This is a genomic window from Streptococcus henryi DSM 19005, assembly GCF_000376985.1.
Lineage (GTDB): Bacteria > Bacillota > Bacilli > Lactobacillales > Streptococcaceae > Streptococcus > Streptococcus henryi.
In genome coordinates, this window is the sequence record NZ_AQYA01000036.1 from 41,301 (window position 1) to 66,241 (window position 24,941).

Consider the following 24,941-nt stretch of genomic DNA (forward strand, 5'->3'; position numbering starts at 1 on the left):
CTACTGAATAGTAAAGAAATCTCCTGTTTCCAGAATATAGCCTTTCCCCAAGGTGATATCATACTGTACTAGTTTCAATTCCTCTGATGTTAGTTCAAATTCGTTTTCTAGTTCAGGGGTTTGCTTTGATTCTAATAAGTCTGTTAATAATGAGTAATACGCTGATACTTTAGAATTGGTTTGTTTTAATAATAACGCTGGGAAATCACTTGAACTAATATTTGTAAAATCCAATTTCGATGTTTCATAGTTAGACCAAATGAAATAATCTGTTTCAAATTGGCTTTCTGGATTTGAAGTGAACATACTTGCAGGATACAATCCAGGTAAGTGATCGCCATAAAAGACTACTGTTATTTTCTTTTCATAATTTGATAACTCATTTAAAAAATCTTGAGTAAAGCTGTCTGTATCACTAAGCAATCTTGCATAACTAGATAAAGTATCGTTTTCATCATCAGTCATTCCTTGACCATAACCCGTTATAGAAGCCGGCTCATCTTTATTCCATGGTATATGATTCTGCATTGTAATCACAGAAAAGAATTGACCTGTATCTGATGATAGGTTGCTTGTTACAGCGTAATAAGTGGATTTATCACTAGCTCCAGAACTATTAAACTCAAGTTGTGTCGGTTTATCATCAGTGCCATCTAAAGCAATGAAAGTATCAAATCCTAAGTCCTTATAAACAATATTACGAGAATAATTAGCTCCATTGTGAAGATGAACTGCAATTTTATTTTGATCTTCATAAGTATCACTTATAGAAGGAATGAAAGACATTTTTGGAAGGACTTCGGTATTCATAACTGAAACACTAGATGAAAGATTAATATATGGCAAACCAGTTAAAGATTGTGTTTCCATATTAGCAGTACCGCCCCCATAAAAGTCAGAAATCATAATACCACTTGTATACTCTTCTCTAATTTGAGAAATATTTGGTATAACATTCTCTGATAATGAAACACCATTGAGACGAGTAGGATCTGAAAAGCTCTCACTTAAAACAAAAACTACTGTCTGATCTTGAATTTGATTTTCCCGCTCTTTATTGATTTGAGCAGCTCTATCTTTATATTTCTTCTCTATCTCAAGAATTTTTTCATGACTGTACCCTTCAGGCACATCCATAATAGACTTAGTCATTTGTTTCGTCCAAACATACATTAATGATTTGTAACTAGCATTTTTTGAAAACCCCATCCAATTAATATCAACCCAATTATTAAGCCTTGACACTACTGGAATTCCATCAACAATCCTAGCATCTTCTTCATTTCTAAAAACTGTAAAAGTAAAAATCCCCAAACTCAGAAGTACAGCCAAAGCTACGCCACGCTTACGCTTTGATTGAACAACCCTTCCTGGTAAAATATATTTTCTCAGTAAAATGTATATTAGAATAATTAACGTAATCGCAATTGCAGATTTAATAATAATACTTTTTTCCACAAAACTAGCTAGCAGAGAAATTTCTTTGAGCCAAACAAAGTCAGTAACTAATAGTGGTTCGTTTCTTAAACCCTGTTTTATGCTATTAGCAATAGAAATAACTGTCCCTAAAATTACAATAACAAAAGTCGAAATCAAAAATCTATTAATTAAAAGATAGATTAATAAAAACAAGCAAGTAAAGATAAAAATCTGAAAAACTGTAGCTCCAGGAAAGACATATCTATTTAAGAGAGGTTCCCCAACCACAACCCCTGATTGAATTGTATAATTGAAAATTACTGCAAATAGTAAACTTGTACTAACAGCCAATGATCCAGAAGGGGTATTTGTCCTAAGAGCCTTATAGCTTTTTAATAAAATATATGATACGCCAGCCATAGCTACTACGCTCAAAAATAAGCTGAGTATTAGCGTTCTTATATATCCAAAATAATTAGCATTTTCTAGTTGAGATGCTACTAATGATTTTATAATTTCAACTGAGCGATAATCTGTAATAGCAAAACTTGCAACAATAGTCGATAGTGTTACTCTCTCTATATCTTTGTCTTTCTTCTGAGGCTTCCTCCTCCTGTTGTTATGTCTTGACTTAATAGATTTCCGCAAAAAACTTATACCTATACTTATTATAAGTACGATTAGTAGAGTTAATAAAAAGTTTTTTTGATAAATTGCATTTTGTTGAAAATCAAAAATATCAAATTCTTTATTATTTAGATTCCTAGTTACAAGTAGAAAATAGGAAATTACTAAATAGCCTAAATAACTCAGTAATATTTTTAAGACGAAAAATTTATTTATATAATTTGAAACATAAAAACTAAGACCAGCAACAGAAAACAAATACAAAACTAAACTAATTAGATTAGTTGCATTTAGTATTGTTCCAAAAGATTCAGTTTGATTTGCTAAAATATTCTTATTAAGAAGATAATAATTTAGAAAAAAAGCAATCAAAAAGAGAGAAGTTATTTTAAGAAATTTTAACCAATTTATTTTTGACAAAAATAAAGTTGATATTTTATTTTTCATGATTTAAATTTTAAAACCATCCTTTTAATAATATATTTGATGGCACTTCCAGGTCCACGATAGATATACTTGAGGGCACCTGAGATACCACCAATGTGATCAAAATCAACATAGGTATTTGGCATTGTATCAGGACGAATATTGAAGACTGTATTATCAACAAAAGGAGTAATATATGTATCATTTTTTGAGATTCCATAGTCATAGTCGTTCGCCCAAGCAAGATAAACTAGAATACGTTCAATCGAGTGAAGAATGGTATGCTGTGGAATTGGTTCTGCTGGTATCTCTTCATCTGTAAATTCCAAATCAAACAATGGTTGTAAAGTATCACGTTTAAACCAGATGAAAGTACCATATGACATAATAAAAGTGTTGATTTGATCAAAATCGATTTCTCGACTTAAATTCATACGTTCCCAGAGTTCGTTCATTCCCTCAGCAAACCTATTTTCATTCCAAGGGTCAACAATTTTTGTATAACGGAAGAAAGTTGGAATATCTGCAATGATAAGTCCTAGGTTATCATTTTGCTCAAGATTTGCCAAAATATTGTCTGCTGGCTGAATCAACATTTGGAATAACTCATTTCGCCAAGAATCACCTACCCAATAGGGATATTCTGGTGATTTTTTTGTATGAAAATGTCCAATGTAATCATAAGAAGATAATTCTTCTTTCAATTTTAACATCGGAATAATATCTCGACCACGATTTCCAGTTAGAAAAATACGAGCCGTTTTACCAGTTTTCTCTAAAACAGCTTCAATCTCAGCTTTCTTAGTTTCTGTATCAGTTGTTAAGAATAAATCATAATCAAAATGGAAATGTTCAAATTGACCTAAAAATTCTTCCAATAAATCAACATAGAATGTATGAAGATGAACAGCAACTTTTTTAGTATTTGAGTACTTGTGTGCTGCTGTCTTAATGACTTTTCGATCCAATAAGTATGGTGGAGTCGGTAGGCTGACATCAGACATGTGATCTAGGATTAATTGAGTAGGATAAGAAGAAACTCTCTCAATAGCTTGTAATAGATAAGGTGACAAGTGTTGTGTCAAATCAAAAGTTTTAATTTTGATAAAAGGAACCTTGTTATCTAACAAGACATGTGGGTAATGAATGGTAAAGTTGGAATGGAAAAAGTTATCAGCAATTGGTACAGTATTTAAAACCGATTCATAGTTAAATCCTGCATCCACAAAGTGTTTTGTGTATTTAGTTTCGTAATTATCAATTACTTTTTGAACATCTTCAAAGGATTCTACTGATTGCCAAAAATTTTGGAATACATCAGAAACAATAAGAGAATTTTTAAAGGACATGAAATATGATTGCAAGTGCTCATCAATATAAATATGTCCCGCATCTATTGCTCTATGATTTGTCATTCCCCAGAAATCCACATTATCATTTAATTCATACTTTTGATAAAGCGGAGCCATATCCCATAGAGGTCCAAAACAAGTATCATTCATACAGGTGATTGAATCATAATTCTTAAGGGACTCGAATCCAACTTGTGCCATACCATCATGCCAAGCCGCAAAGTCATAACCGATATTTTCACGTTGAATAAAGGCATCAATCAAGCCTTTTTCATGTAGTTTATCAACTTCACTTTGAGAAAGTTGACTATTTGAAATAAATACCACTTTTGAAAAAAGTGGGTGCATATGTTCAAGTTGATAATAAACGTGATTGCTAATCTTATCATACTTATTAAAATGAACATACAATAATAATCGTTTCATTATTTTCTCCTAAAGAAATTAATAATCTTAGTTGGAATAGTCCATCGACGTGAACCAATAATTGTATGATACTGTTGATTCAATTCATTATAATCATTTTCAATTTTAGAAAAAGCTTTTTTAAGCAGGATATTTTGCCTTTCCACTTCTTCTAGCTGATGAAAATATTGATAACTCTTCATCGCTAAGATTTTTCCAATGTAGTTGTCTGAGGTAATATCATTAATATTATAGCGTTTATAGGAAACAAGAAGATTATCGTCTTCTTCAAAGTCAAATGTATACTCAATAAACGGATAAAAATGTTCAAATACAAAAGAGTTTCCATCAATTATTGCGTTTGAAAGCGACGGAAGTATCTCAGTCTTGTATTTTTTTGAAACAACAGAAAATTCCTCATAAAAACTTGGAATATTTGATGGGTGAATTTTTAATTTAGTGACACCTTTTTCAACTGGTATTACAAAACTATCCAGAAATTTTACTGGAATCAAATAGTCTGCCTTTTCATTATAAGCTCCATCCCTATATAGATAAACACTTATTTGTTCTTCCTTAATAGAATGTTCAATATCTAAATTAGTCAAGTCATCAAAATGAAAACGCAAAATTTCAACAATAGCATTATCATTAGAAAAATAAGGTAAATATTTACTTAGAATATATGCGTATGTATGATAGTAAGATTTTAGATTTTGATGATTACTTCTTGAGTTTTCGCTTACTCTATATGTTAATCCCGTAGTATAACATGGAACAGCTTTTGCTCCACCTCTTACAATCAGATTTAAGAAAAAATCATAGTCTTCTAATTTTTCACGATTTAATGCATCATCAAACTTCTTATCTTTAATGATGGATGTCCGTACTAATGATGAAGCATGAATGTAATTACCAATTAAAAGCTCCTTCAAATCAAATTCTTTAGCACTTAATACAACTTCTCCAGTTTTCATGTCTATCATTGAAGAATAAACAATATCTGCAGAACTCTCTACTGCAACATCCACTAAGTTTTTGATATATTCTCTCTCAATAATATCATCACTATCAACAAAAACTAAAAACTTTCCATTGATTCTACCAAGAGCTAGGTTTCTTGTTTTGACCACACCTTGATTTTCATGATAAAAATACTGACTTGAAAAAGGAGATTTTTTTAATGCATTTTCAATAAGTGAACCTGAATCATCCGTTGATCCATCATTAAAAACCAGTAATTCAATATTTTGATAACTTTGATTAAAAATACTTTCCAAGCATTCCTCAATATAATCTTCATGATTATAACAGCAGACTACAACACTTACAAGATCATTCATTTGTAATTTCCCACATACCGTTACGTCTAAGCAGACCTGTTGCTGAATCTCGACCAGATTTATCATCAAGAGCTAGGTCATTTCGATTTACTAAAATAATATGAGTATTTGAAGCATTAGCATATGCCAACATCTTGCCTTTTTCATCACGAACAGACACTTCTAGTTTCAATTTTAAAGAGTTGACTCCATTTAAATGACATCTGTAAGTTAACTGCTTGCGACCCTTACCCTTTGTTTTTTCATCCATAGAATTATCGTTATAAATCCAAATATTCCGATCAATATCTGTCATTGAAAATGCAACGTAGGTTTCTAAATCTTCTAAAACATCATAAGTAACCTGAAATTCTACAGCCTCTTCAGGTGTAGTCTGACCTGGTGATTTTAGCTCAACTTTAAGATTATTTACAGTTATTTTTTCAACATTCTTCCCTTGATCATTTTTTTCAGTATTGGCATTGTCGAACGAGTATTGGTTAGCAACTTCATCAGGTTCTCCTTGGGCTTTAACCAAACCTTTTTCAATCAAAATAGCCTTATTACAATACTTCTTAACTGCACCCATATCATGTGTAACTAAAATAGTCGTCTTACCACTCGCCTTACGTTCCATGAAGTAATCATTACATTTACGTTGGAAAGCTTCGTCGCCTACTGCGAGAACTTCATCAAGAATGAGAACGTCACCTTGAGCTTTAATGGCAACTGAAAAAGCCAATCGAACCTGCATACCACTTGAATAATTCTTGAGTTTTTGGTTCATGAAGTCACCAAGTTCAGCGAATTCTACAATTTCATCATACATGGCATCAACTTCTTCAGTTGTAAAACCAAGCATGGCACCGTTCATATAGACATTTTCACGACCAGTCAATTCAGGATTGAAACCAACTCCTAGTTCAATGAAAGACACCATTTTACCATTGACTGTGACCTGACCTTTTTCAGGTACATAAATTTGAGAAATGATTTTAAGTAGAGTTGATTTACCTGATCCATTTCTACCTACAATACCAAAGAAGTCTCCCTCTTCAACTTCAAAGCTGATATCTTTCAAAACTTCTTGTTCACGGTAACCTTTGATTCCTTTAAAATAATTGACGAGGTTTGTACGTAGGCTTTGAGAAGCTTCTGTAGGTAATTTAAAAGATTTGCTGACATGGTCAACTTTTACTGCAATTTTTTTATCTGACATTATAAAATCTCCGCAAATTTCTTAGCATTTTTATGGAAAATATAGTAACCCAATCCAAACACTAAAACTGGAAGGACATATGGAATCAAAGCAATAGCTTTATGACCAATCAAATCCCAACCACGCATACTTCCTGAGAATACGATGAAATGACGTAAGTCTTGAATAATCTGAGCTAATGGGTTTAACATCATCATTTTAGCAATAGTCACCTGACCTCTTTGTAAAATGAAAGTCAAAGAGTAGATAATAGGTGTTGCGTATAAGCCGGCTTGCATAACTACTTCCCAAATTGGTCCAATATCACGATATCTAACAAAGAGTGTTGATAAAATAAATGCAATTCCAGTCGTGAAAAGGAATAATTCCAAGAAAAGAGGCACAATTGTTAACCAACCAAGTGATACACCTACACCATTCACAATCGCAAAAATAAACACAACAAGAAGATTGATGGCATAGTTAATAGCTGCACCAACAACTGATGAAATGACAATGATTTCTTTAGAAAAATTCAATTTGCGAAGTAAGTCACCACGTGCAACAATAGACATCATCCCCATATTAGTTGCTTCAGAAAAGAAGTTCCAAGTCACCATACCCATCAAAAGACCGATAGCATAGTGTGGTGTCCCATCATCAAAACGTAGGAATCGTACAAAGACCAGATACATAATGGTAAATAGCATCATCGGTTTCAAAATTGACCAAAGATGACCTATAAAACTACCTTGATATCGTAGTTTAAAGTCAGTTTTTACCATTTCTCGTAATAAGATACGGTTTTCTTTACTAAAATAATTCATTTATTTACTCCTATAACCAAATTTGGTAATAATCAGACTGCGAAAAACAAGGGTATGAAAGGCACGATTTTTTCTAAGTTTAAAGTTTTTCAAAGTCGCAATTCTCTCAAGCAGCGGCTTGTCTAGAACAGAAACAAAGGCCTCAACAAGCTTTCTCTTCTCATCAGTCAAATCTAAATCCAAAAGGAATCTAGCTTGAGTTTGGCTAGACTCAATCAACCACCAGTATTTCTCAACCAATTTATGTGGACTGAGCCAATTCTTCATGCGTTTTGACCAAGTTCTAGCACCAAGAACGTTGGATTCATGCTGGCGATAAAGTTCTGTAGGCTGATTAATATAAACTAGATTGCCCATTGCAGCAGCTACTAAAGCTAAGTACCAGTCATGCATGAGTAAATCTTCATAGCTTGTCCACAAGTCTGCCAAGGCACTGTTAATCATAGCGGTCCCGCCTGTAACAGTGTTCTCTGTCAACTCTTGAACTAATTCAGTATTGGCATGGTCTGACTGAGTTTTTATCATACTTTCATGCAAAACATTTAGCTCTTGGTCAACAATTTTTAAATCTGTATAAACCAGTAATGGCTTCGTCTGATCATAACGCTGAGCTTCTTTCAGGGTCACTTCCAATTTATTATCCAACCAGATGTCATCTTGATCACTGAAAAAATAAAAATCAGCTCTGCTATGTATCAAAAGCGTGTAAAAATTCTTAATGACTCCAAAATTCACGCGCTCTTGAGCATTAATGAAATGAATACGACTGTCCATCTCTACATACTTCTGGATAATAGCCGGAGTTGCATCGCTGGAACCATCATCCCGAATAAGTAAGTTCCAATCAGTCACAGTCTGCCTGCGGATACTGTCAATTTGTTCCGCTAAAAATCTCTCACCATTGTAGGTGGACATGAGAATGTTAATGACCATTTAAAAATAAATCCTCGTACTCTCCTACAATTTTTTCCCAAGTATAATCTTCTTGGATAATAGCTCGCGCCCGTTCACCATAATCTCTAAACTGATAACCAGTATCAGCATCGTTAATGAGACTTGTTAGACTACCTGAGGCCTTTGTCCAATAAAAAGCACTATTCTTAGCAACTGATTTATTAAAGTCAACACCAAGCACCAAATTTAAATTGGTGTGTGCTAGCGCTTCGAGAAGCCCGGGATTTGTCCCTCCGACTTCATGACCGTGAATGTAAGCAAAAGCATTCTCACGAATGTAGTTAAGCAAGTCACGATCGTAAACAGTCCCTACAAATTTAATACGCTTATCTGAATCAAAGTGCGTTTTGTTTTTTAAGGTTTCAAAATAGGCATTACCTTGGTGGTTACAGATGATGATTAAATCACGTTTTGTCTCTGATGCCATAAATTCACGAATGGCTGTTTCATAATTGTTTTCAGGAACAAAACGTCCGACAACTAAATAATAATCATTCTCAGCTGTTTGCCAAGTATCAAACCACTGTCTGGCCTTATCATCTTTAGATGTTAAAGTCGATGGTTCTAAGTCCGTTCCATAAGCGATGAAGCTTGTTTTAGAAGAAGGATAAGTTTCTTTAATATAGTTCTCAATCCCAACATTATCCGAAATAACTAAATCAGCTTGATTTGCCATACACTTTTCTGCATATTTAAGATAAGCTTGAACAGGCTTAGACCACTTTGATCTCTTCCACTCTAAACCATCAGGATTAACAAATAGTTTGCCTCCGACAGCATGTATTTTATTAGCAAAATGATTGATAAAAGCTCCAATCGTATTACCTAAAATGTAGAAAATTGGCTCTTTTATATCTTGTTTTTGAACCATTTTTAATCCATAAGAAATGGCCATCATATCATAGGCAATGACACGTGCTGGCCCTAACTTTGGTGCTTTTATGTTGAAACAGTCCGCTCCTGCATAGTCGAAATGCGTCTCATGTTCTTGATCGCTTAAACAAGCAACATGATAAGTTATATCTGAGCTCATTTGATGCTTAACCAACTCCTCAACAAAGGTCTCAAAACCTCCATATTGAGCAGGCAAACCTCGGCTCCCAATGATGAATACATGTTGCATGGCGCAATACTCCATTCTAATTACAATCGTTAATATTATACCACATTCTCAAAAGCATGGCTAAAGAAAAAGGGGCAGAAAGAGCTCAATTAATTGTAAGAGAGTTCTCTCCACACCCCATTCTTAAGGACATGATAATTTTATCAGCATGATAATAAGCATACCGTTTAAAAATTGTTAATTTTTTGTATCAGCTACCAAAAATTTCTAACTCATTTGCTTATGACTCATCATCTAATTCTTTTGACGGCTCGCCGATGACCTCATAACTAGTTAAGCCTGATTTTTCCTCTTTCGGAGAATGGCTGAGCTCTTTTTCTGATTTGCTTTCATATGCATTAATAATTTCAGCTACAACTGGATGTCGGACAACATCCTTGGCAGAAAAATACACAAAATCAATTTGCTTAATCTTCTTCAATTTATCAATCGCATCAATAAGACCAGATTTGACATTGCGCGGCAAGTCAATCTGACTAATGTCACCATTGACAATCATTTTAGAATTGAAACCAAGACGCGTTAAGAACATCTTCATTTGCATGATAGTTGTATTCTGTGCTTCGTCAAGAATTACAAAGGCGTCTTCTAATGTACGGCCACGCATATAGGCAAGCGGAGCAATTTCAATAATCTCACGTTCCATGAGTCGTGCTGTTTGCTCCTTACCGAGAATTTGATAGAGTGCATCATAGACAGGACGAAGGTATGGATCAACCTTTTCCTTAAGGTCACCTGGCAAAAAACCTAGGCTTTCTCCAGCTTCTACAGCAGGGCGTGTCAAGACAATCTTTTTAACCTGTCCACGTTTAAGAGCTGTTACCGCTAAAGTTACTGCTAAGAAAGTTTTACCAGTACCGGCCGGACCAATTCCAAAGACAACATCATGATCTTTAACACTGTCAACATAGATTTTTTGACCAAGTGTTTTAACACGAATTGGCTTACCATAATTATCCTTGATAATTTCTTCTTCATACAGTGCAACAAATTTGTCAATAGTCCCATTTTCAACCATAGAAAGAGCTGTCACGACGTCTGAAGTATTAATCAACATACCTCGATCAATCAAAACTTGAAGAGCTTGAATCGTCTTACGAGCCTTTTCAACAGACTTAGGATCATCTCCCAAAATTTGAACGCGTTCAGTTCTCGCGTGAATAATAACATCAAGGTTATCCTCAATTAGCTTTAGATGACGTTCGTTTGAACCAAATAGAGAAATCACATCATCAGGGTGTTTCAGTGCAATCTCAATCGCATACTCTTGCAAATAGAGTCCCTCATTCTTTCATTTTTATATTCTCATTATAACAAAAAATCACGACTTGCGTGATTTCTTGACTATCTTTATTTAAAATCTAAAAATTATTCATTAAATGATACGTGAACGTGATCATAGTGATTTTCTGTTACACTTCCACGGTCAGGCATGTCATTCCAAGTATTACCTGGTCCATACACGCTTTTCCATTGTGAATAAAACTGTTGCTTCCAAATGATATAAGAAATACCACTTTCTGACATATTATCGACAGCATATTGTGCTATTTGATCACCTAAAGCTTGGTCTTCATAAACCATAAAGTCAACTGCCAATCCTTTACCATGATCTTGAGGATCACCTGGACGGTAACCACTAAACTCAGTGATACCATAGGCATCAGCTACTTCTTCTTTGAAGGCGGCTGTTTGCGGTTGCAAACCTGTATTATCATATTCTACTGAACTTGCTTGAGCTGGTTCAGCAACTGGAGCAGCCTCAGCTTGTGTTTCGACGACATTTTGAGTCTCTTGAACAGGTTGAGCATCTTGAGCTGGAGTAACTGTTGCAGAAGCAACCTCTGCTTGAGGCTTAGTTTCAACAACTTGGTTAACAGCAACGGCTACTGGAGCTTCTGTAGCTGCGTAAGCTACTTTTGGAGCAGAAACAAGAGTTTGTGTCACTGATTCAACTGTTGGTTCAGCAACTGGCGTTGACTCCACTTGTACCTCTTCAGCTGTTGAAGTCTCTTGAGCAGATTCAGCAACTGGAATTTGTGTTTCTGCTACTTCTGGAGCAACTTCGTTTTGGGAAACTGTTTCTTCAGCTGCTGCATCAGTTGTAGATTCTGCAACTTCTTCTGTTGCAACAGCTTTACTATTAGCTGACTCAGTTTCAGCAACTACTTCAGAAGCTTGGCCATCTTTTGCTTGAGCAATAGCATCTTCAACCGGATGTGATGATTCTGCATAGCTGTATTCTGGTGCAACTGTATCAACAATATTTTGAGTCAAATCAGCAACGTCAATAACCTGATCATCAACACGGACTTGGTTATTTTCCAAATCAGCAGTTGCGGTAATAGTTTCATTTGAATTTGAAACTACAGGTGTTTCAACTGCTACTGAAGTCACTTCATTCGCTTCATTATAAGTGGTAGTCAGTACTGTTTCAGGGAAAATCATATCAAGATTTGTAATTTTGTTGATATTCGCAAGAACATTGACATCAATTCCCATAGCTTGTGCAATTGTGCCTAGAGTATCACCGTATTGTACGCTATAGGTTGTTTTATTATCTTCAACGATAATTGATGCTTTGACATCTTCAACAGAACGTGGAGTCCATTCAGTGTATTCATCAGCTTGCACTTGGCTAGCAGCAAAGGCCGACAGTGCAACTGTGGACAAAAGCAATGTATTTTTCGTTAATTTTTTCGACATATAATAGAGATCCTTTTTCACCTTAGTAAATACTATCTTATCATAAAAAAATGAAAATAGACCTGATTTAAGTTAATTTAAAGAAAATAATTTTTCTGTAACTTAACATTTCTTTTGTTATATTTTCACAATATTGTGTCACATTGAAAAAAAATGATTTTTACAGTTCAATCAAGCAAAAAAAGCTGAGAATTACAGCTTTAACAATATCAAGATGTAAGGAGAACTGGTTATTGATGATAAGTTCATCCCTCTTCTTAATGTCCTAGATAATCTTCCCAAATTCGATCAAAGTCTCCCAGATTAAAGGTGAAAGTTGCCTGATCTTCAAGATAGCGACTAACCACTTCAAAATCATCTGTGTGCTTTGGAAATGTTGAGTCTTCAAAAGCCAAATCTGCAAGTATGGCAACTGGTTCGTTGGATTTGGGATTTCGTTGTGTCATCAACCAAGAATAAAATGATTTTCTCATGTCCAATTCTCCTCTAAAAATGCATGTCTAATGGCACTGCTCTGCGCATAACGTTCTGGATTCGTTTTATAGAAGCCTTGATGGTAGTCTTCTGCTTGGTAAAATGGCTGAGCTGCTTCAATACTAGTTACAATAGGTTGGTCAAAACGTCCAGAGGCTTGCAAGTTAGCCTTAGATTGCTCTGCTATTTCCTTTTGGCGGTCATCAAAATAGAAAATAACGGGACGATAATTGTCGCCACGGTCCTCAAATTGACCAAAAGCATCTGTTGGGTCAGTCTGTGCCCAGTAAATCTCTACCAAATCAGAGAAGGAAATCTTATCGGGATCAAAAATGATTTCCACAGCCTCTGTATGACCTGTCGTTTTTGAGCAGACCTGCTCATAGCTTGGGTTTGGCACGTGTCCTGCTGTATAGCCAGAGCGCACAGACAAAATGCCATCCATTTCTTCAAAAGGTTGTACCATACACCAGAAACAACCACCTGCAAATATTGCACGTTCCATAAATCACCTCTTAAATCATAATGCTTTTATTCTAACAGAAAAATCCCAGAAAGTCTGAGATTTTTGATTTCTATTTAGTTATTAATCAACTCTGTTCCAAACTGATCTTGCTTGATTTTCTTAGCTTTCATGAGTCCGCCAAGTGCTTTCTTGAATTGCCCCTTAGAAATACCAAAGGTTGCCTTGATATCTTCTGGTGATGATTTATCGTTGAGGGTTATGAAACCACCATTTGACTCTAGATAAGTCAGAATCATCTGAGCATCGTTTTCTAACATTTCAAATGAACGTGGTTTGAGTGATAGATTGAGGGTACGGTCAATTTCTCGGAAGCCAATAACACGAGCATTAACTACTTCGCCTAGACGAGGCTCCGCATAGCGTTCGCTTGGGTGAATGAAACCAAGCATATTATTTTCTGGTAGATAAACAAATGTTCCAGTCAATTTGAGGCGGTAGACAATTGCTGGCCAAGTTTGGTTATGCATATTATCGTAAGCGGGACCTGCCATTTTTTGAAAAACTTCTGGTTCAGCTGGAAGCGCCCAAATACGATCTTTCTTATCAACATCAAGTTTGACGTACAGCTTGTCACCTTTTTTAGGCCACAATTCCTTCATTTCTGGAAGTACATCTAGGGAAACAACCACTTCCTTATCAGGCAAACCAGTATCAACAAAAACACCTAGATCGCGACGAACTTCTGTAACTGTCCCCCAACCATAGCTTGTTCGACTGGCAGTAATCTCTTTAGTGGTCAGGCGAGCTTTTTGACGCAAGTCAGTATAGGCAAAGCCCTTAACCATATCACCAACCTTATGTTGCCCTTCGGCTTTATCTAGTGTAAAAGTAATGCCATCTTTTTGGACAAAATAAGCTTTGTCATTTTCATCAGTCACTAAGGCGGTAATGACTGTTGCAAGTAAATTATTCATATTTTCTCTTTTCTTATAAAAAGGGAGTGGACCTCCACCCCCTTTGTTTTTTTGCTTGAATTAGATTTAGAATAGATTTATTTTTAGAACTTATCCTTAGGTGGTGAGGAACGCCAGCAAACCTTCGGCTTCATGGCTAATTACCGAGCCTAAGATTATGTTAATTCCCAAGCAGAAAAATAAAGTTTTCTGCTTTGCACCACGACGGAAAGTCCTGGAGCAGGCGATTTGCAATCACCCATTATAGAATCTTTTCATATATCTATATCGTCTTCAAGCTTGTTTAACCAGTATTCTAATTATACTGTCAATAGTTCTTTTTCTTTTTCAGCTGTCATGCTGTCGATTTTCTTAACAGCATCGTCTGTTGCTTTTTGAATATCTTTTTCAAGAGTTTTCAATTCATCTTCAGTGATTTCTTTTGCTTTTTCTTGCTTTTTAGCTTCATCCATAGCATCACGACGAATGTTACGGATAGCGATTTTAGCATTTTCCCCAACTTTTTTCACTTCTTTAGCCAACTCTTTACGAGTTTCCTCAGTTAGTGCTGGGATAACCAAACGGATAACAGAACCGTCATTGGCAGGGTTGATACCAAGATCTGATTCGTTGATAGCACGCTCGATATCTTTGATTGATGATTTATCAAAAGGTGAAACCAAAAGAACACGAGCCTCTGGTACAGTGATTGATGCCAATTGATTAAGTGGTGTTGGGGCTCCGTAATATTCTACTTGGATGCGGTCCAAAAGACTAGCATTGGCACGACCTGCACGGATTGATGCGTATTCACGCGCCAATGAGTGGTGCGATTGGTCAAAACGTTCATTTGCTTTTTCAATAATAGCGTTAGCCATAGGTGTTAGATTCTCCTCTATCTTTCTTAAGTTTTATTAGAAATAGCAGAGCTAAATATAGCTCTATGCTTGATCTGCTTTATTAGATACAGTTGTTCCGATATTTTCACCGAAAACAACACGTTTAATATTACCTTGTTCATTCATGTTGAAGACTACAAGATCAATATCATTATCCATTGAAATCGTAGATGCAGTGGCATCCATGATTTTAAGACCACGCTTGATAACTTCTACGTGTGTCAATTCATCAAATTTGACAGCGTTGGCATCCTTTTTAGGATCAGCATTATAAACACCGTCAACTCCATTTTTAGCCATCAAAATCGCATCAGCTTCAATTTCAGCTGCACGAAGGGCTGCAGTTGTATCTGTTGAGAAGTATGGTGAACCGATACCTGCACCAAAAATAACGATACGCTCTTTCTCTAAGTGACGAAGAGCACGACCACGAATGTAAGGTTCTGCAACATTTTGCATTGGAATAGCTGTTTGAACACGTGTATCAACACCGTATTGTTGTAAGCTATCAGCCATTACAAGAGCATTCATGACTGTTCCAAGCATTCCTGTATAGTCAGCTTGTACGCGATCCATACCAGCTTCTGCAGCAGGTTCACCACGCCATAAGTTACCACCACCGATAACAAGTGCGATTTGAACACCTGAAGCATGCACTTCAGCAATCTCCTTAGCAATTTTTTGAACTGTTGGAAGGTCAATACCTACACCTTTATCACCAGCCAAAGCTTCACCAGATAGTTTAATTAAAATACGTTGATATTTAGGTTTCACGATGAATTACTCCTTTTTTAGTCCTTACTATTTTACCATAAAACGGTACATTTACCTAGTGGAATACACAGAAAAATCCGCTCCCAAAAAGGAAACGGATTTCATCTACTTATTAAAGTGAGCTTGGATCAACTTTGATACCAACACCTTGTGTAGTAGTGATAGATACGTTAGTCATGTAAGTACCTTTTGCTGTAGCAGGTTTAGCTTTAGCCATTACATCGTGGAAAGCTTTGAAGTTTTCAACGAGTTTGTCAGCGTCAAATGATACTTTACCGATAAGAGCTTGAACGTTACCAGCTTTGTCAGCACGGTAAGTGATTTTACCACCTTTAGACTCTTCAACTGCTTTAGCAACATCCATAGTTACTGTACCAGTTTTAGGGTTTGGCATAAGGTTACGAGGTCCAAGGACACGTCCAAGACGTCCAACGATAGCCATCATGTCTGGTGTTGCGATAACAACATCAAAGTCAAGCCATCCACCGTTGATTTTAGCAACGAGGTCATCTTCACCAACGAAGTCTGCACCAGCTGCTTTAGCTTCTTCAGCTTTAGCACCACGTGCGAAAACAAGAACGCGTTGAGTTTTACCTGTTCCGTTTGGCAATACCATTGCACCACGGATTTGTTGGTCAGCTTTACGAACGTCAATGTTCAAGTTGTATGCAACTTCTACAGATGCATCGAATTTTGCGAAGTTAGTTTCTTTTGCAAGCGCTACAGCTTCTTCAACACTGTATGCTTTTGTGCGGTCGATTTTTTCAAGCGCAGCACGCATTTGTTTGCTTTTTTTAGCCATGTTATTTTTCTCCTTGTAGTGTGGTCATATCGATTTGATTTAAAATCTCCCACGTCACTCATCAAAGATGAGGTCATGCGGGTCTTGGGTTGTTATTGATTAGTCAACAACAGTGAATCCCATAGAACGAGCAGTACCTTCGATCATACGCATTGCAGACTCAACGTTTGCAGCGTTCAAATCTGGCATTTTAGTTTCAGCAATTTCTTGTACTTGCGCACGTGTAACTGTTGCAACTTTAGCAGTGTTAGGTGTGCCTGATCCTTTTTCAACACCTGCAGCTTTTTTCAAAAGAACAGCAGCTGGTGGTGTTTTAGTAACGAAATCAAATGATTTGTCTTCATACACAGAGATAACAACTGGGATGATCATACCAGCTTGGTCAGCTGTACGAGCGTTAAATTCTTTAGTGAATCCCATGATGTTGATTCCTGCTTGACCAAGAGCTGGTCCGACTGGTGGAGCTGGAGTAGCTTTACCGGCAGGAATTTGAAGTTTAACGACTTTTTCGACTTTTTTAGCCATGATATAAAATCCTCCTGTTGTGGTTTTTGCGGTAATTAGAGATTTTTACCTCCCACAGGCATGCTTAATAGCATACTTGAATATTATACCTTATTTCAGAGAGAAAGCAAGTATTTTATATCTTTTTTGATAAAAAGTTGCCAACAGCGCTATTTCAGTATAAAATAGTGCTATGGAAATGTATAAATTTATTGCTGCAGCTTTTGTAGTGCTCACTCCCGTTTTTGCATATATTCTTATTAATACTTTTAAATTATGGCGTTTTGGATGGAAATTTCCTGACTTGGCTCTTCCCTTATTTGCTATTGAGATTGTAATTGTTTCAGGTAAATTTTTCACTCATAATTTTTTACCATACTACCTCATTGCGATGTCCACACTCTCTATCGTAATTACTTCATTTTTATTACGAAAAAACAGCCGCTTTTCTTATAAGAGATTTGGTAAATTGTTCTGGCGGTCTGGCTTTATCTTAACCTTTGTTTTCTACTTAATCCTTCTTGCTCTCGTGATGATAGCTTAAAAGTTGTTTTTGATCTCTATATAAAAATAAATAACCTGAGATATTTTATTGGAAATCTCAGGTTATTTTTTATGCTTGATTTGTCATCAACACTTTTCTAGGTTTTGTTCCTTCTGCTGGTCCAATCACACCAGCTTCTTCTAATTCTTCCATGAGGCGGGTGGCCCTATTGAAACCAACTGACAGACGTCGTTGTAACATTGAGGCACTTGCTTTTTGCGTTTCAAGTACCAAAGCTTTAGCTTCCTCAAATAACGGATCTCCCTCAGAAGCTCCGCCATTTCCGCCCGAGCTTGAGAAGTCTGCCTCTGACACCTCACCAGGATCAAAGCTTTCATCGTAATCTGATTCAGCTTGGTCTTTGATAAAGCTTACAATGCGTTCGACATCATCATCAGAAATGAATGAACCTTGAAGGCGGACAGGGTGATTTTCATCAATGGGCTTGAACAGCATGTCCCCTCGACCAAGGAGTTTTTCAGCTCCGTTTTCATCCAAAATTGTTCGACTATCGGTACCTGATGAGACAGCAAAAGCTACTCGGGATGGGACATTTGCCTTGATAAGTCCACTGATAACATCAACTGATGGGCGCTGTGTTGCAAGGATCATATGAATTCCTGCTGCACGCGCTTTTTGTCCGAGACGAATAATGGCATCTTCCACTTCCTTGCTAGCAACCATCATAAGGTCAGCCAATTCATCAACAATAACAACGATAAGAGGCAGTGGAATTTGTTTCTCTTGCGAAGTGGTATTCCATTCTTCAACTTTTGCATTATACCCAGCAATGTTTCGAACACCAACTTTACTAAAGAGCTCGTAACGATTTTCCATCTCATCAACCACTTTTTGCAGTGCTTTTGCGGCCTTACGTGGATTAGTCACAACTGGAATCAGCAAATGTGGTATATCATTATAAACTGAAAGTTCAACCATTTTAGGGTCAATCATCATAAATTTGACCTGATCTGGACGTGCCTTCATTAGAATACTTGAGATAATACCATTGACAGCAACTGACTTACCGGAACCAGTTGAACCAGCAACTAATAAGTGTGGCATGCGGGCAAGGTCAAAGCTTCGTGCACTGCCATTAACTGCTTTACCCAAAGGAACTTCGAGAAGTTTTTCTGAATCTGTATTGGACTGCTCCCAAAGTTCACGGAAAGAAACTGTTGCAATCTCTGAATTAGGTACTTCAATACCAACCAAAGATTTTCCTGGAATCGGTGCTTCAATTCGAACATCCTTTGCAGCTAGAGCAAGGGCCAAATCATCCGCAAGATTAGAAATACGATTAACCCTAACACCGACAGCTGGCTTAATCTCATACTTGGTCACAGATGGTCCTATTTCTGCCCTCTCTACCTTAACATCAATACCAAAACTCTTAAAGGTATCTTCCAAAACCTTGATATTTCTACGAACAAGATTTTTTTCTTTAGACTGATTTTTTGGCTTATCTGGCGCAAATAAATCTATGGATGGTAATTTGTAAAGGAGATTAGCTTTTGGTGTGAAGTCAACCGTAACCGTATCATCTTCATCGTCTAAATCATATTCTTCTTCAAAATGATTATCTGTGGACTGATTATCCTCAAATAAGGTTGCTTCATCTAAATTATTGAGAAAATCTTCATCATCACTTTCGCCTGAATGATAAGAAATAATTTCTGGTTCTTCAGGCAGTTCACTTGTTTGAATAATGGTTTCTTCAGGTAGCTCAGCTATTTCATCAAAAATTTCACCTGTTTCTGGATCAAATGTCATTGATGCAAGACGCTCTTCTTCTTCCTTAGCTTCCAATTCAAGTCGAGCTTTTTCTGCCGCTGCTTTCTTTTCTTCTCGCTTAAGGAATCTCTGTTGCTTTTTAATTTCATGATGCTCTGCCATTTTCGCACTAAGGCTCTTAAAAAATCCTGTAACATCATAAACATCCCACGAACTCATCAAAAAGAGACCAAGTACTAGAAAAAGACCACCAATCATGAATGATCCAGGATTTGAGAAGAGAAAGGCGATTGGTTTATAAAGCAGTGCACCAATCATTCCGCCACCAACGAAATTTTTTACTTTGAAAGCTACTAGATCATCAAAAACAAGTCTTGCTGTTGTGGTAAAGACTTCCTTTTCTCGATAAGCTGACATAGAGAATAGGTAAGCATGCCATCCAATCATTAAGCCAATAAGCGTAATAACAAATCCACCCACTAGCCCTTCTTGTTTATGCAGCCATTTAAATCCAAAAATGTAAATAAATACTGCAAACATAAGGAAATATGCCAGACTCCCCACTGCAAATCGGATAACATTGTAGGCAGTTACTCCAAAAATTCCCAATCGAATAATTGCGAAAAAGAAGACCACTGCTGTTATGACTGCTAGAATCAATCGACGCAATGCCTTTTGTTTTTCAATTTCTGCTTTTGTTGGACGTCTCGTTGTTCGTCCTTTTTTTGTTTTCTTAGATTTTGCCATAAGAACATTATAGCATTTTTTCAATATTGCGGAAATGTTTACAGCTTTTGGTTTTGTATGAAATTATTCTCCCTAATACATCGCTCAATATGATTGATTCAATAGGAATTGAGTGGAACTCTTAAAATACAGTTCATCAATACCACTTGAACACTTTTATGGTAAAATGAAGTGAATATTGATTAAGGAGTTCTCATCTCATGAAAAAATTTTTTTACATTGGTTTAGCAAGTTTGAGTCTCATGACACTAGCTGGTTGCGAGAGTATCGATCGTGCCATCAAAGGGGACGATTATGTAGCATCTAGTCAGGCTGCTAGTCAAAGCCAAGCTGCATCAGAAGCCTATCAAAAGGAAGTCAAAGCGGCCCTAAAAGCTGATGCTTCTCAATTCCCTCAATTAAGCACAAGTGTTGCTGAAGATGAGGCACAAGTTGTCATGCATACTACCAAGGGTGACATCACTATTAAACTTTTCCCTGAATTAGCACCATTAGCTGTTGAAAACTTTTTAACTCATGCAAAAGAGGGATATTATGATAATGTCACTTTCCATCGAGTGATTTCAGAATTTATGATCCAATCTGGAGATCCAAATGGTGATGGTACTGGTGGTAATTCAATTTGGTATGAAAAGGATTCTAGCATTGATTCTGGTCTTGGATTCAAAAATGAAATCTCACCCTACTTGTATAACATCAGAGGTTCTCTAGCAATGGCAAATGCAGGTGCTGATACTAATGGTAGTCAATTCTATATTAACCAGAACACTAGCGACCAATCAGCCTCATTATCTAAAGACACAACACCTCAATCCATTATTAATGCCTACAAAAATGGTGGAAATCCCAGCCTAGACGGTGGATATACTGTTTTTGGACAAGTTATTGATGGAATGGATGTTGTTGACAGTATTGCTTCTGAAGAAGTAGATAGCTCTGATAAACCATTAACAACAATTAGTATTACAGGAATTGATATTGTCAAAGACTACGACTTCTCAGATAAATAACAACCCACAAAGAAAGGACTAATCAGAGGTTCAACAAGAACATCTGATTAGCCCTTTTTATTTTTCAATGTTAATTAAGACAATTCTTCTAAGAATGCCATGAGAATTTGAGCCGATTTTTTCCCGGCTTCAATAATAAATTCATCAAAAGTAATATTAGCATCATGTGCCGCTGTATCACTCATAGCACGTACTACAACAAAAGGTTTTCCCACGCTGTGTGCTGCTTGAGCAATAGCTGCGCCTTCCATCTCAACAGCTAGCGTCTGAGGGAAATGTCCCTTGATAGCATCAATTTTATCCTGACCAGCGATGAATGAATCACTTGTTGTAATAAGACCAATCTTACTTGCTACCTTGGCTTGCGCTAGCACTTTTTCAAAAGTCTTAACAAAACGAGAATCAGATTCAAAATAAAGTGGCTGCATGGACATTTGACCGTACTCGTAACCAAAGGCAGTTAAATCTACATCATGGTAAGCCAACTTATCAGCAACAACAACATCTCCAATATTTAGCCCTTCTGACACGGCACCAGCAGAACCTGTATTAATAAGGGCATCTACAGCAAAATGATCCAAAAGAACAGCTACAGACATTGCTGACATAACCTTACCGACACCTGATTGAACCAGTACAACATCATGTTTTCCAAGCTGGCCAGTGTAGTAAGTATTTGTCAGAACTTGATGTTCTTCCTTATTTTTCAAGTTATCTACAAGTAGCTTTAACTCCTGCTCCATAGCTGCTATTATACCAATTTTCATTATCATAAATCTAGGACTGCAGAAATTTGACAGTCCCTTTTCCTTTCAAATTTAGTTACTTTCTAATAATAAGTGTGTTGAAATATCTTTTAGAGATTAAAAACAGCCCAGAAAAGCAAAATAACCAGAATAATAACAATAATCAAGATTTTATTTAATTTTTGTTGGAATTCACTGCGTTTGGCATTTTCTATGCGGCGGCTTTTATAAACTTGCTGTGTTTTTTTCCGTGAGGCTTTATCCTCTTTCCTAAATGCCCCTTCAGATTGTTTTTGAAATTCATCACCACTGTAAGTAGCATTGTCAGTATTAATAATTTTTGTCTCTTCAGCGTCCAGCAAAGGTTCACTATCGTAGATGATGTCACCACGGTTAGCACGTTCGATTATCTCGTCTGTTAAAAGTGGTTTTCCCATTTAGTTCTTTCCTCCAAAATGTAGGGCATAGTATTGAAGGGCGATGATTGTTTTGGCATCTTCAATATCCCCCGACTTAACCAAATCCATACACTCTTCAAGGGTCAACTCAAAGAGTTCGAGAACTTCATCATCATCTTGCGGACGTGGATTTGGAACTTTTTCTAAGTTTTTAGCCAGATAGAGCTTGATTTTTTCGTTACAAAAGCCAATAGCTGTGTAAAATTCATAAAGCAATTCTAAATCGCCAGTATAGCCAGTTTCTTCTTCCAATTCACGCAGGGCAGCTTCTTTTTCAGAGCCATTTTCCCCAACTTCAAGTTTGCCGGCAGGAATCTCATAAGAAATCTTCTCGATAGCTTTGCGGTATTGCTTAACCAGAACAATTTTATTGTTTGGAGTGACCGTCAAAATGGAGACTGCTCCGCGATGAAAAATTAATTCACGCTTAGCTTGTCCGAGACCATTAGGTAATTCCACATCGTCTACAGCCACTTTAAAGATATGACCATCAAAAATCTCAGTTCGTTTTATCGTTTTTTCTTCAAAATCCATAACTAGACCTCATTTATCTTTCTGCTCAATAGCTATCATTTCAAGATAAGCGAGCGAAAATTTCTTATTTATTTTACTATAATTAGCTCAGAAATGCCAATGTTTCCCTATTTTTACTTAAACTTAGAGACGAAAAAATCCCACCTTTTGTGAGATTTTTTGTTTGATAACTATTAATCTTTCAAATCACGTTTTTGCATTATCAGAATAGCTCCTACAAGAGAGAGAACAATGACAATAGCAGCAATGATGAGATGAGCAGCCTCCAGCTTGCTTTGGCTAAAGACATCTGCACCGCTAGCAAAATAATAAGGTGTGATATATTTAAGCTTCTCAAGATCAGGTGCCACTCGGCACATCATGTCCATAGCATAAAACAAGAGTGTTATCCCTAATGCGGCACCCGTTTGTTTGCGTGAATTGAAACTTGAGATGAAAAAACAGAGAGTCATCAACTCCACTTGCATCAAGAAGGCTAGAAGATGGTAGTTCATGAGTAAGTCATATGAAAAATCAAGATCAACCTGCCAAACTGCTAGGACTTCAAAACCAATACAGATGACATTAAAGATAAGCAAATTGACTACAAGGCTAAGGTATTTCCAAAAGACAACAGTCAAACGTCCATAAGGTAGGGTGTAGAGAAATTCACTGGTATGTCCTTCCTCTTCCTTGGACAAACTTGTCGCTCCAATCATGGAAGCAAACATACCTGCTCCAAGACCAAACATGAGGGCAATTTCTGTGGCAAAATAACCATCAAGAGTGGCCAGACTAACCTTGTCAAGACCGACTGCTTCAGACATTTTCCCCATATTAGCATACATGTCAGCTACATTAGCCAAACTATCCTTAACGCTCATATAAAGCAAGGTACAGGCCCAACAAATCAACCCCACCGATAGTGACCAAATGAGCAAATTTTTCAACCCCTGCTTCAATTCATGTCTTAGTAAAATCATTTGGCTTCCTCCTCATAATAGTGCATAAAGAGTTCTTCAAGCGATGGTTCTTCCACCAAAAACTCGTCAGGATTTAAGTCAGAAAGCTGAGCAAGAAGGTCGGTACTTGAACCTGTGTGATTAAATGATTCCTGATGACCAGCCCGCCAAACCGTCACGCGCTTGGTCTGACTGCGAGTCAGATTTTCAATGGTATCAATTGTTAGGATTTTTCCATCCTTGATAATGGCTGCGCGGTCGCAATTCTCTTTAATCTCAGAGAGCACATGAGAAGATAGGAAACAAGCAGCCCCATTGGCACAGGCTTCTTTGATTAGGCCGAAGAAACGCTCCTTGATAAGAGGATCCAAGCCTGAAGTCGGTTCATCTAAAATCAGTAATTCAGGCTTATGTTGAAGGGCACAGACAATGGAAACTTTCTTACGATTTCCCAACGATAAGTCTTGAATCTTTTTATTAAGAGGAACTTCTAAAAGTTTACACAGTCGCTCTGCTTCTTGACTGCAGTCTATTTTTCGTGATTTAGCCGCAAAGGCAATAATATCTTTAACCTTCATCTGTGGGTAAAACATGGCTTCTGAAGGCATGTAACCGATATGATTGAGGGCTTCAGTCAGATTTGCATAATGACCATCAAAGAGCGTCATCTGACCAGCAGTCGCCTTGATTAGTCCCAAAAGACAGCGAATAGTCGTTGACTTACCAGAACCATTTCCACCAAGGAAACCAAAAATTTCACCTTTTTCAACGGTCAAAGATACCTCTTCAATACCCATATGTTTGCCATAGTATTTCTTTAAATTTTTGATTTCAATTACTTTTTTTGTCATGAACTAAGCCTCTCTTCTAGCTCAAAATAGGTAAAATCCAAACCTAAAAAGGGGGAAATATTGCCAATAATCTTTGAGTCTATTATACCAAATAATTCACTATTAAATACTCTATATTAGGTGTTGAAAATGTAAAAAAACAAGA

24 protein-coding genes are annotated in these 24,941 nt (G+C 36.6%); 2 read left to right on the top strand and 22 right to left on the bottom strand.

Going from position 1 to position 24,941, the window contains the following annotated elements; genetic code table 11:
- From F601_RS0108990 to rplK, 16 genes are all read right to left on the bottom strand, one after another.
- Complete coding sequence (locus F601_RS0108990) at positions 1–2,493, bottom strand: LTA synthase family protein (RefSeq protein WP_040833536.1); 2,493 nt, start codon at positions 2,491–2,493, stop codon at positions 1–3.
- A complete protein-coding gene (locus F601_RS0108995; protein WP_018165351.1) occupies positions 2,490–4,250 on the bottom strand; it encodes a rhamnan synthesis F family protein in 1,761 nt (586 codons plus the stop codon). Before F601_RS0108995 ends, F601_RS0108990 begins: the two co-directional genes overlap by 4 nt.
- Positions 4,250–5,572, bottom strand: a complete 1,323-nt coding sequence (locus F601_RS0109000) for a glycosyltransferase family 2 protein (protein WP_018165352.1) — start codon at positions 5,570–5,572, stop codon at positions 4,250–4,252. Before F601_RS0109000 ends, F601_RS0108995 begins: the two co-directional genes overlap by 1 nt.
- On the bottom strand, positions 5,565–6,770 hold the full coding sequence (locus F601_RS0109005) for an ABC transporter ATP-binding protein (protein WP_018165353.1): 1,206 nt from the start codon (positions 6,768–6,770) through the stop codon (positions 5,565–5,567). Before F601_RS0109005 ends, F601_RS0109000 begins: the two co-directional genes overlap by 8 nt.
- Positions 6,770–7,576, bottom strand: coding sequence for an ABC transporter permease (locus F601_RS0109010; protein ID WP_018165354.1), 807 nt, complete (start codon positions 7,574–7,576; stop codon positions 6,770–6,772). The genes F601_RS0109005 and F601_RS0109010 overlap by 1 nt, the downstream gene beginning before the upstream one ends.
- A complete protein-coding gene (locus F601_RS0109015; RefSeq protein WP_018165355.1) occupies positions 7,577–8,509 on the bottom strand; it encodes a glycosyltransferase family 2 protein in 933 nt (310 codons plus the stop codon).
- On the bottom strand, positions 8,499–9,653 hold the full coding sequence (cps2T, locus tag F601_RS0109020; RefSeq protein WP_018165356.1) for a beta 1-4 rhamnosyltransferase Cps2T: 1,155 nt from the start codon (positions 9,651–9,653) through the stop codon (positions 8,499–8,501). The genes F601_RS0109015 and cps2T overlap by 11 nt, the downstream gene beginning before the upstream one ends.
- A 220-nt stretch (positions 9,654–9,873) precedes the next feature.
- The gene (locus tag F601_RS0109025; RefSeq protein ID WP_018165357.1) at positions 9,874–10,926 is read right to left on the bottom strand and encodes a PhoH family protein; all 1,053 of its coding nucleotides are present in this window, start codon (positions 10,924–10,926) and stop codon (positions 9,874–9,876) included.
- 95 nt (positions 10,927–11,021) lie between these two features.
- Complete coding sequence (locus F601_RS0109030) at positions 11,022–12,359, bottom strand: LysM peptidoglycan-binding domain-containing protein (protein WP_018165358.1); 1,338 nt, start codon at positions 12,357–12,359, stop codon at positions 11,022–11,024.
- Between the two features lie 257 nt (positions 12,360–12,616).
- Entirely contained in the window at positions 12,617–12,832 is a 216-nt protein-coding gene (locus F601_RS0109035; RefSeq protein WP_018165359.1) for a YozE family protein, read from the bottom strand.
- Positions 12,829–13,338 (bottom strand): peptide-methionine (S)-S-oxide reductase MsrA, encoded by a 510-nt coding sequence (gene msrA / locus F601_RS0109040; protein WP_018165360.1) that lies wholly within the window; start codon positions 13,336–13,338, stop codon positions 12,829–12,831. Before msrA ends, F601_RS0109035 begins: the two co-directional genes overlap by 4 nt.
- A gap of 74 nt (positions 13,339–13,412) precedes the next feature.
- Positions 13,413–14,273 carry an RNA-binding virulence regulatory protein CvfB gene (gene cvfB, locus F601_RS0109045; RefSeq protein ID WP_018165361.1) on the bottom strand — a complete coding sequence of 287 codons (861 nt, stop codon included), beginning with the start codon at positions 14,271–14,273 and terminating at the stop codon, positions 13,413–13,415.
- Positions 14,274–14,572: 299 nt separating this feature from the next.
- Complete coding sequence (frr, locus tag F601_RS0109050; RefSeq protein WP_018165362.1) at positions 14,573–15,130, bottom strand: ribosome recycling factor; 558 nt, start codon at positions 15,128–15,130, stop codon at positions 14,573–14,575.
- Positions 15,131–15,193: 63 nt separating this feature from the next.
- On the bottom strand, positions 15,194–15,925 hold the full coding sequence (pyrH, locus tag F601_RS0109055) for a UMP kinase (protein WP_018165363.1): 732 nt from the start codon (positions 15,923–15,925) through the stop codon (positions 15,194–15,196).
- A 112-nt stretch (positions 15,926–16,037) separates the two neighbouring features.
- Positions 16,038–16,727, bottom strand: a complete 690-nt coding sequence (gene rplA, locus F601_RS0109060) for a 50S ribosomal protein L1 (protein ID WP_018165364.1) — start codon at positions 16,725–16,727, stop codon at positions 16,038–16,040.
- A gap of 99 nt (positions 16,728–16,826) precedes the next feature.
- Complete coding sequence (rplK, locus tag F601_RS0109065) at positions 16,827–17,252, bottom strand: 50S ribosomal protein L11 (protein ID WP_018165365.1); 426 nt, start codon at positions 17,250–17,252, stop codon at positions 16,827–16,829.
- A 172-nt stretch (positions 17,253–17,424) separates the two neighbouring features.
- Here rplK and F601_RS0109070 point away from each other — a divergent pair, with 172 nt between their 5' ends.
- Positions 17,425–17,775: a DUF3397 domain-containing protein gene (locus F601_RS0109070; protein ID WP_018165366.1), complete on the top strand. Its 351-nt coding sequence runs from the start codon at positions 17,425–17,427 to the stop codon at positions 17,773–17,775.
- Positions 17,776–17,844: 69 nt separating this feature from the next.
- Here F601_RS0109070 and F601_RS0109075 read toward each other — a convergent pair whose 3' ends face one another.
- Positions 17,845–20,256, bottom strand: a complete 2,412-nt coding sequence (locus F601_RS0109075) for a DNA translocase FtsK (RefSeq protein WP_018165367.1) — start codon at positions 20,254–20,256, stop codon at positions 17,845–17,847.
- A gap of 200 nt (positions 20,257–20,456) precedes the next feature.
- Here F601_RS0109075 and F601_RS0109080 point away from each other — a divergent pair, with 200 nt between their 5' ends.
- Positions 20,457–21,266 (top strand): peptidylprolyl isomerase, encoded by an 810-nt coding sequence (locus F601_RS0109080; protein ID WP_018165368.1) that lies wholly within the window; start codon positions 20,457–20,459, stop codon positions 21,264–21,266.
- 74 nt (positions 21,267–21,340) lie between these two features.
- Here the strand turns inward: F601_RS0109080 and F601_RS0109085 are convergent, their stop codons facing one another.
- From F601_RS0109085 to F601_RS0109105, 5 genes are all read right to left on the bottom strand, one after another.
- Positions 21,341–22,033, bottom strand: a complete 693-nt coding sequence (locus F601_RS0109085) for a 5'-methylthioadenosine/adenosylhomocysteine nucleosidase (protein ID WP_026183171.1) — start codon at positions 22,031–22,033, stop codon at positions 21,341–21,343.
- An 89-nt stretch (positions 22,034–22,122) separates the two neighbouring features.
- Positions 22,123–22,449: a cell wall synthase accessory phosphoprotein MacP gene (macP, locus tag F601_RS0109090; protein WP_018165370.1), complete on the bottom strand. Its 327-nt coding sequence runs from the start codon at positions 22,447–22,449 to the stop codon at positions 22,123–22,125.
- Positions 22,450–23,004 carry an NUDIX domain-containing protein gene (locus F601_RS0109095; RefSeq protein ID WP_018165371.1) on the bottom strand — a complete coding sequence of 185 codons (555 nt, stop codon included), beginning with the start codon at positions 23,002–23,004 and terminating at the stop codon, positions 22,450–22,452. It lies immediately after the preceding gene.
- 173 nt (positions 23,005–23,177) lie between these two features.
- Positions 23,178–23,966, bottom strand: coding sequence for an ABC transporter permease subunit (locus tag F601_RS0109100; protein WP_018165372.1), 789 nt, complete (start codon positions 23,964–23,966; stop codon positions 23,178–23,180).
- Positions 23,963–24,796, bottom strand: coding sequence for an ABC transporter ATP-binding protein (locus F601_RS0109105; RefSeq protein ID WP_018165373.1), 834 nt, complete (start codon positions 24,794–24,796; stop codon positions 23,963–23,965). The genes F601_RS0109100 and F601_RS0109105 overlap by 4 nt, the downstream gene beginning before the upstream one ends.
- Positions 24,797–24,941 lie beyond the last annotated feature (145 nt).

What these genes read in the sequence shown, in the direction of transcription:
- F601_RS0108990 (WP_040833536.1), bottom strand. Translation starts at nt 2,493, where the DNA reads ATGAAAAATAAAATATCAACTTTATTTTTGTCAAAAATAAATTGGTTA.
- F601_RS0108995 (WP_018165351.1), bottom strand. Translation starts at nt 4,250, where the DNA reads ATGAAACGATTATTATTGTATGTTCATTTTAATAAGTATGATAAGATT.
- F601_RS0109000 (WP_018165352.1), bottom strand. Translation starts at nt 5,572, where the DNA reads ATGAATGATCTTGTAAGTGTTGTAGTCTGCTGTTATAATCATGAAGAT.
- F601_RS0109005 (WP_018165353.1), bottom strand. Translation starts at nt 6,770, where the DNA reads ATGTCAGATAAAAAAATTGCAGTAAAAGTTGACCATGTCAGCAAATCT.
- F601_RS0109010 (WP_018165354.1), bottom strand. Translation starts at nt 7,576, where the DNA reads ATGAATTATTTTAGTAAAGAAAACCGTATCTTATTACGAGAAATGGTA.
- F601_RS0109015 (WP_018165355.1), bottom strand. Translation starts at nt 8,509, where the DNA reads ATGGTCATTAACATTCTCATGTCCACCTACAATGGTGAGAGATTTTTA.
- cps2T (WP_018165356.1), bottom strand. Translation starts at nt 9,653, where the DNA reads ATGCAACATGTATTCATCATTGGGAGCCGAGGTTTGCCTGCTCAATAT.
- F601_RS0109030 (WP_018165358.1), bottom strand. Translation starts at nt 12,359, where the DNA reads ATGTCGAAAAAATTAACGAAAAATACATTGCTTTTGTCCACAGTTGCA.
- F601_RS0109035 (WP_018165359.1), bottom strand. Translation starts at nt 12,832, where the DNA reads ATGAGAAAATCATTTTATTCTTGGTTGATGACACAACGAAATCCCAAA.
- msrA (WP_018165360.1), bottom strand. Translation starts at nt 13,338, where the DNA reads ATGGAACGTGCAATATTTGCAGGTGGTTGTTTCTGGTGTATGGTACAA.
- cvfB (WP_018165361.1), bottom strand. Translation starts at nt 14,273, where the DNA reads ATGAATAATTTACTTGCAACAGTCATTACCGCCTTAGTGACTGATGAA.
- frr (WP_018165362.1), bottom strand. Translation starts at nt 15,130, where the DNA reads ATGGCTAACGCTATTATTGAAAAAGCAAATGAACGTTTTGACCAATCG.
- rplA (WP_018165364.1), bottom strand. Translation starts at nt 16,727, where the DNA reads ATGGCTAAAAAAAGCAAACAAATGCGTGCTGCGCTTGAAAAAATCGAC.
- rplK (WP_018165365.1), bottom strand. Translation starts at nt 17,252, where the DNA reads ATGGCTAAAAAAGTCGAAAAAGTCGTTAAACTTCAAATTCCTGCCGGT.
- F601_RS0109070 (WP_018165366.1), top strand. Translation starts at nt 17,425, where the DNA reads ATGGAAATGTATAAATTTATTGCTGCAGCTTTTGTAGTGCTCACTCCC.
- F601_RS0109075 (WP_018165367.1), bottom strand. Translation starts at nt 20,256, where the DNA reads ATGGCAAAATCTAAGAAAACAAAAAAAGGACGAACAACGAGACGTCCA.
- F601_RS0109080 (WP_018165368.1), top strand. Translation starts at nt 20,457, where the DNA reads ATGAAAAAATTTTTTTACATTGGTTTAGCAAGTTTGAGTCTCATGACA.
- F601_RS0109085 (WP_026183171.1), bottom strand. Translation starts at nt 22,033, where the DNA reads ATGAAAATTGGTATAATAGCAGCTATGGAGCAGGAGTTAAAGCTACTT.
- macP (WP_018165370.1), bottom strand. Translation starts at nt 22,449, where the DNA reads ATGGGAAAACCACTTTTAACAGACGAGATAATCGAACGTGCTAACCGT.
- F601_RS0109095 (WP_018165371.1), bottom strand. Translation starts at nt 23,004, where the DNA reads ATGGATTTTGAAGAAAAAACGATAAAACGAACTGAGATTTTTGATGGT.
- F601_RS0109100 (WP_018165372.1), bottom strand. Translation starts at nt 23,966, where the DNA reads ATGATTTTACTAAGACATGAATTGAAGCAGGGGTTGAAAAATTTGCTC.
- F601_RS0109105 (WP_018165373.1), bottom strand. Translation starts at nt 24,796, where the DNA reads ATGACAAAAAAAGTAATTGAAATCAAAAATTTAAAGAAATACTATGGC.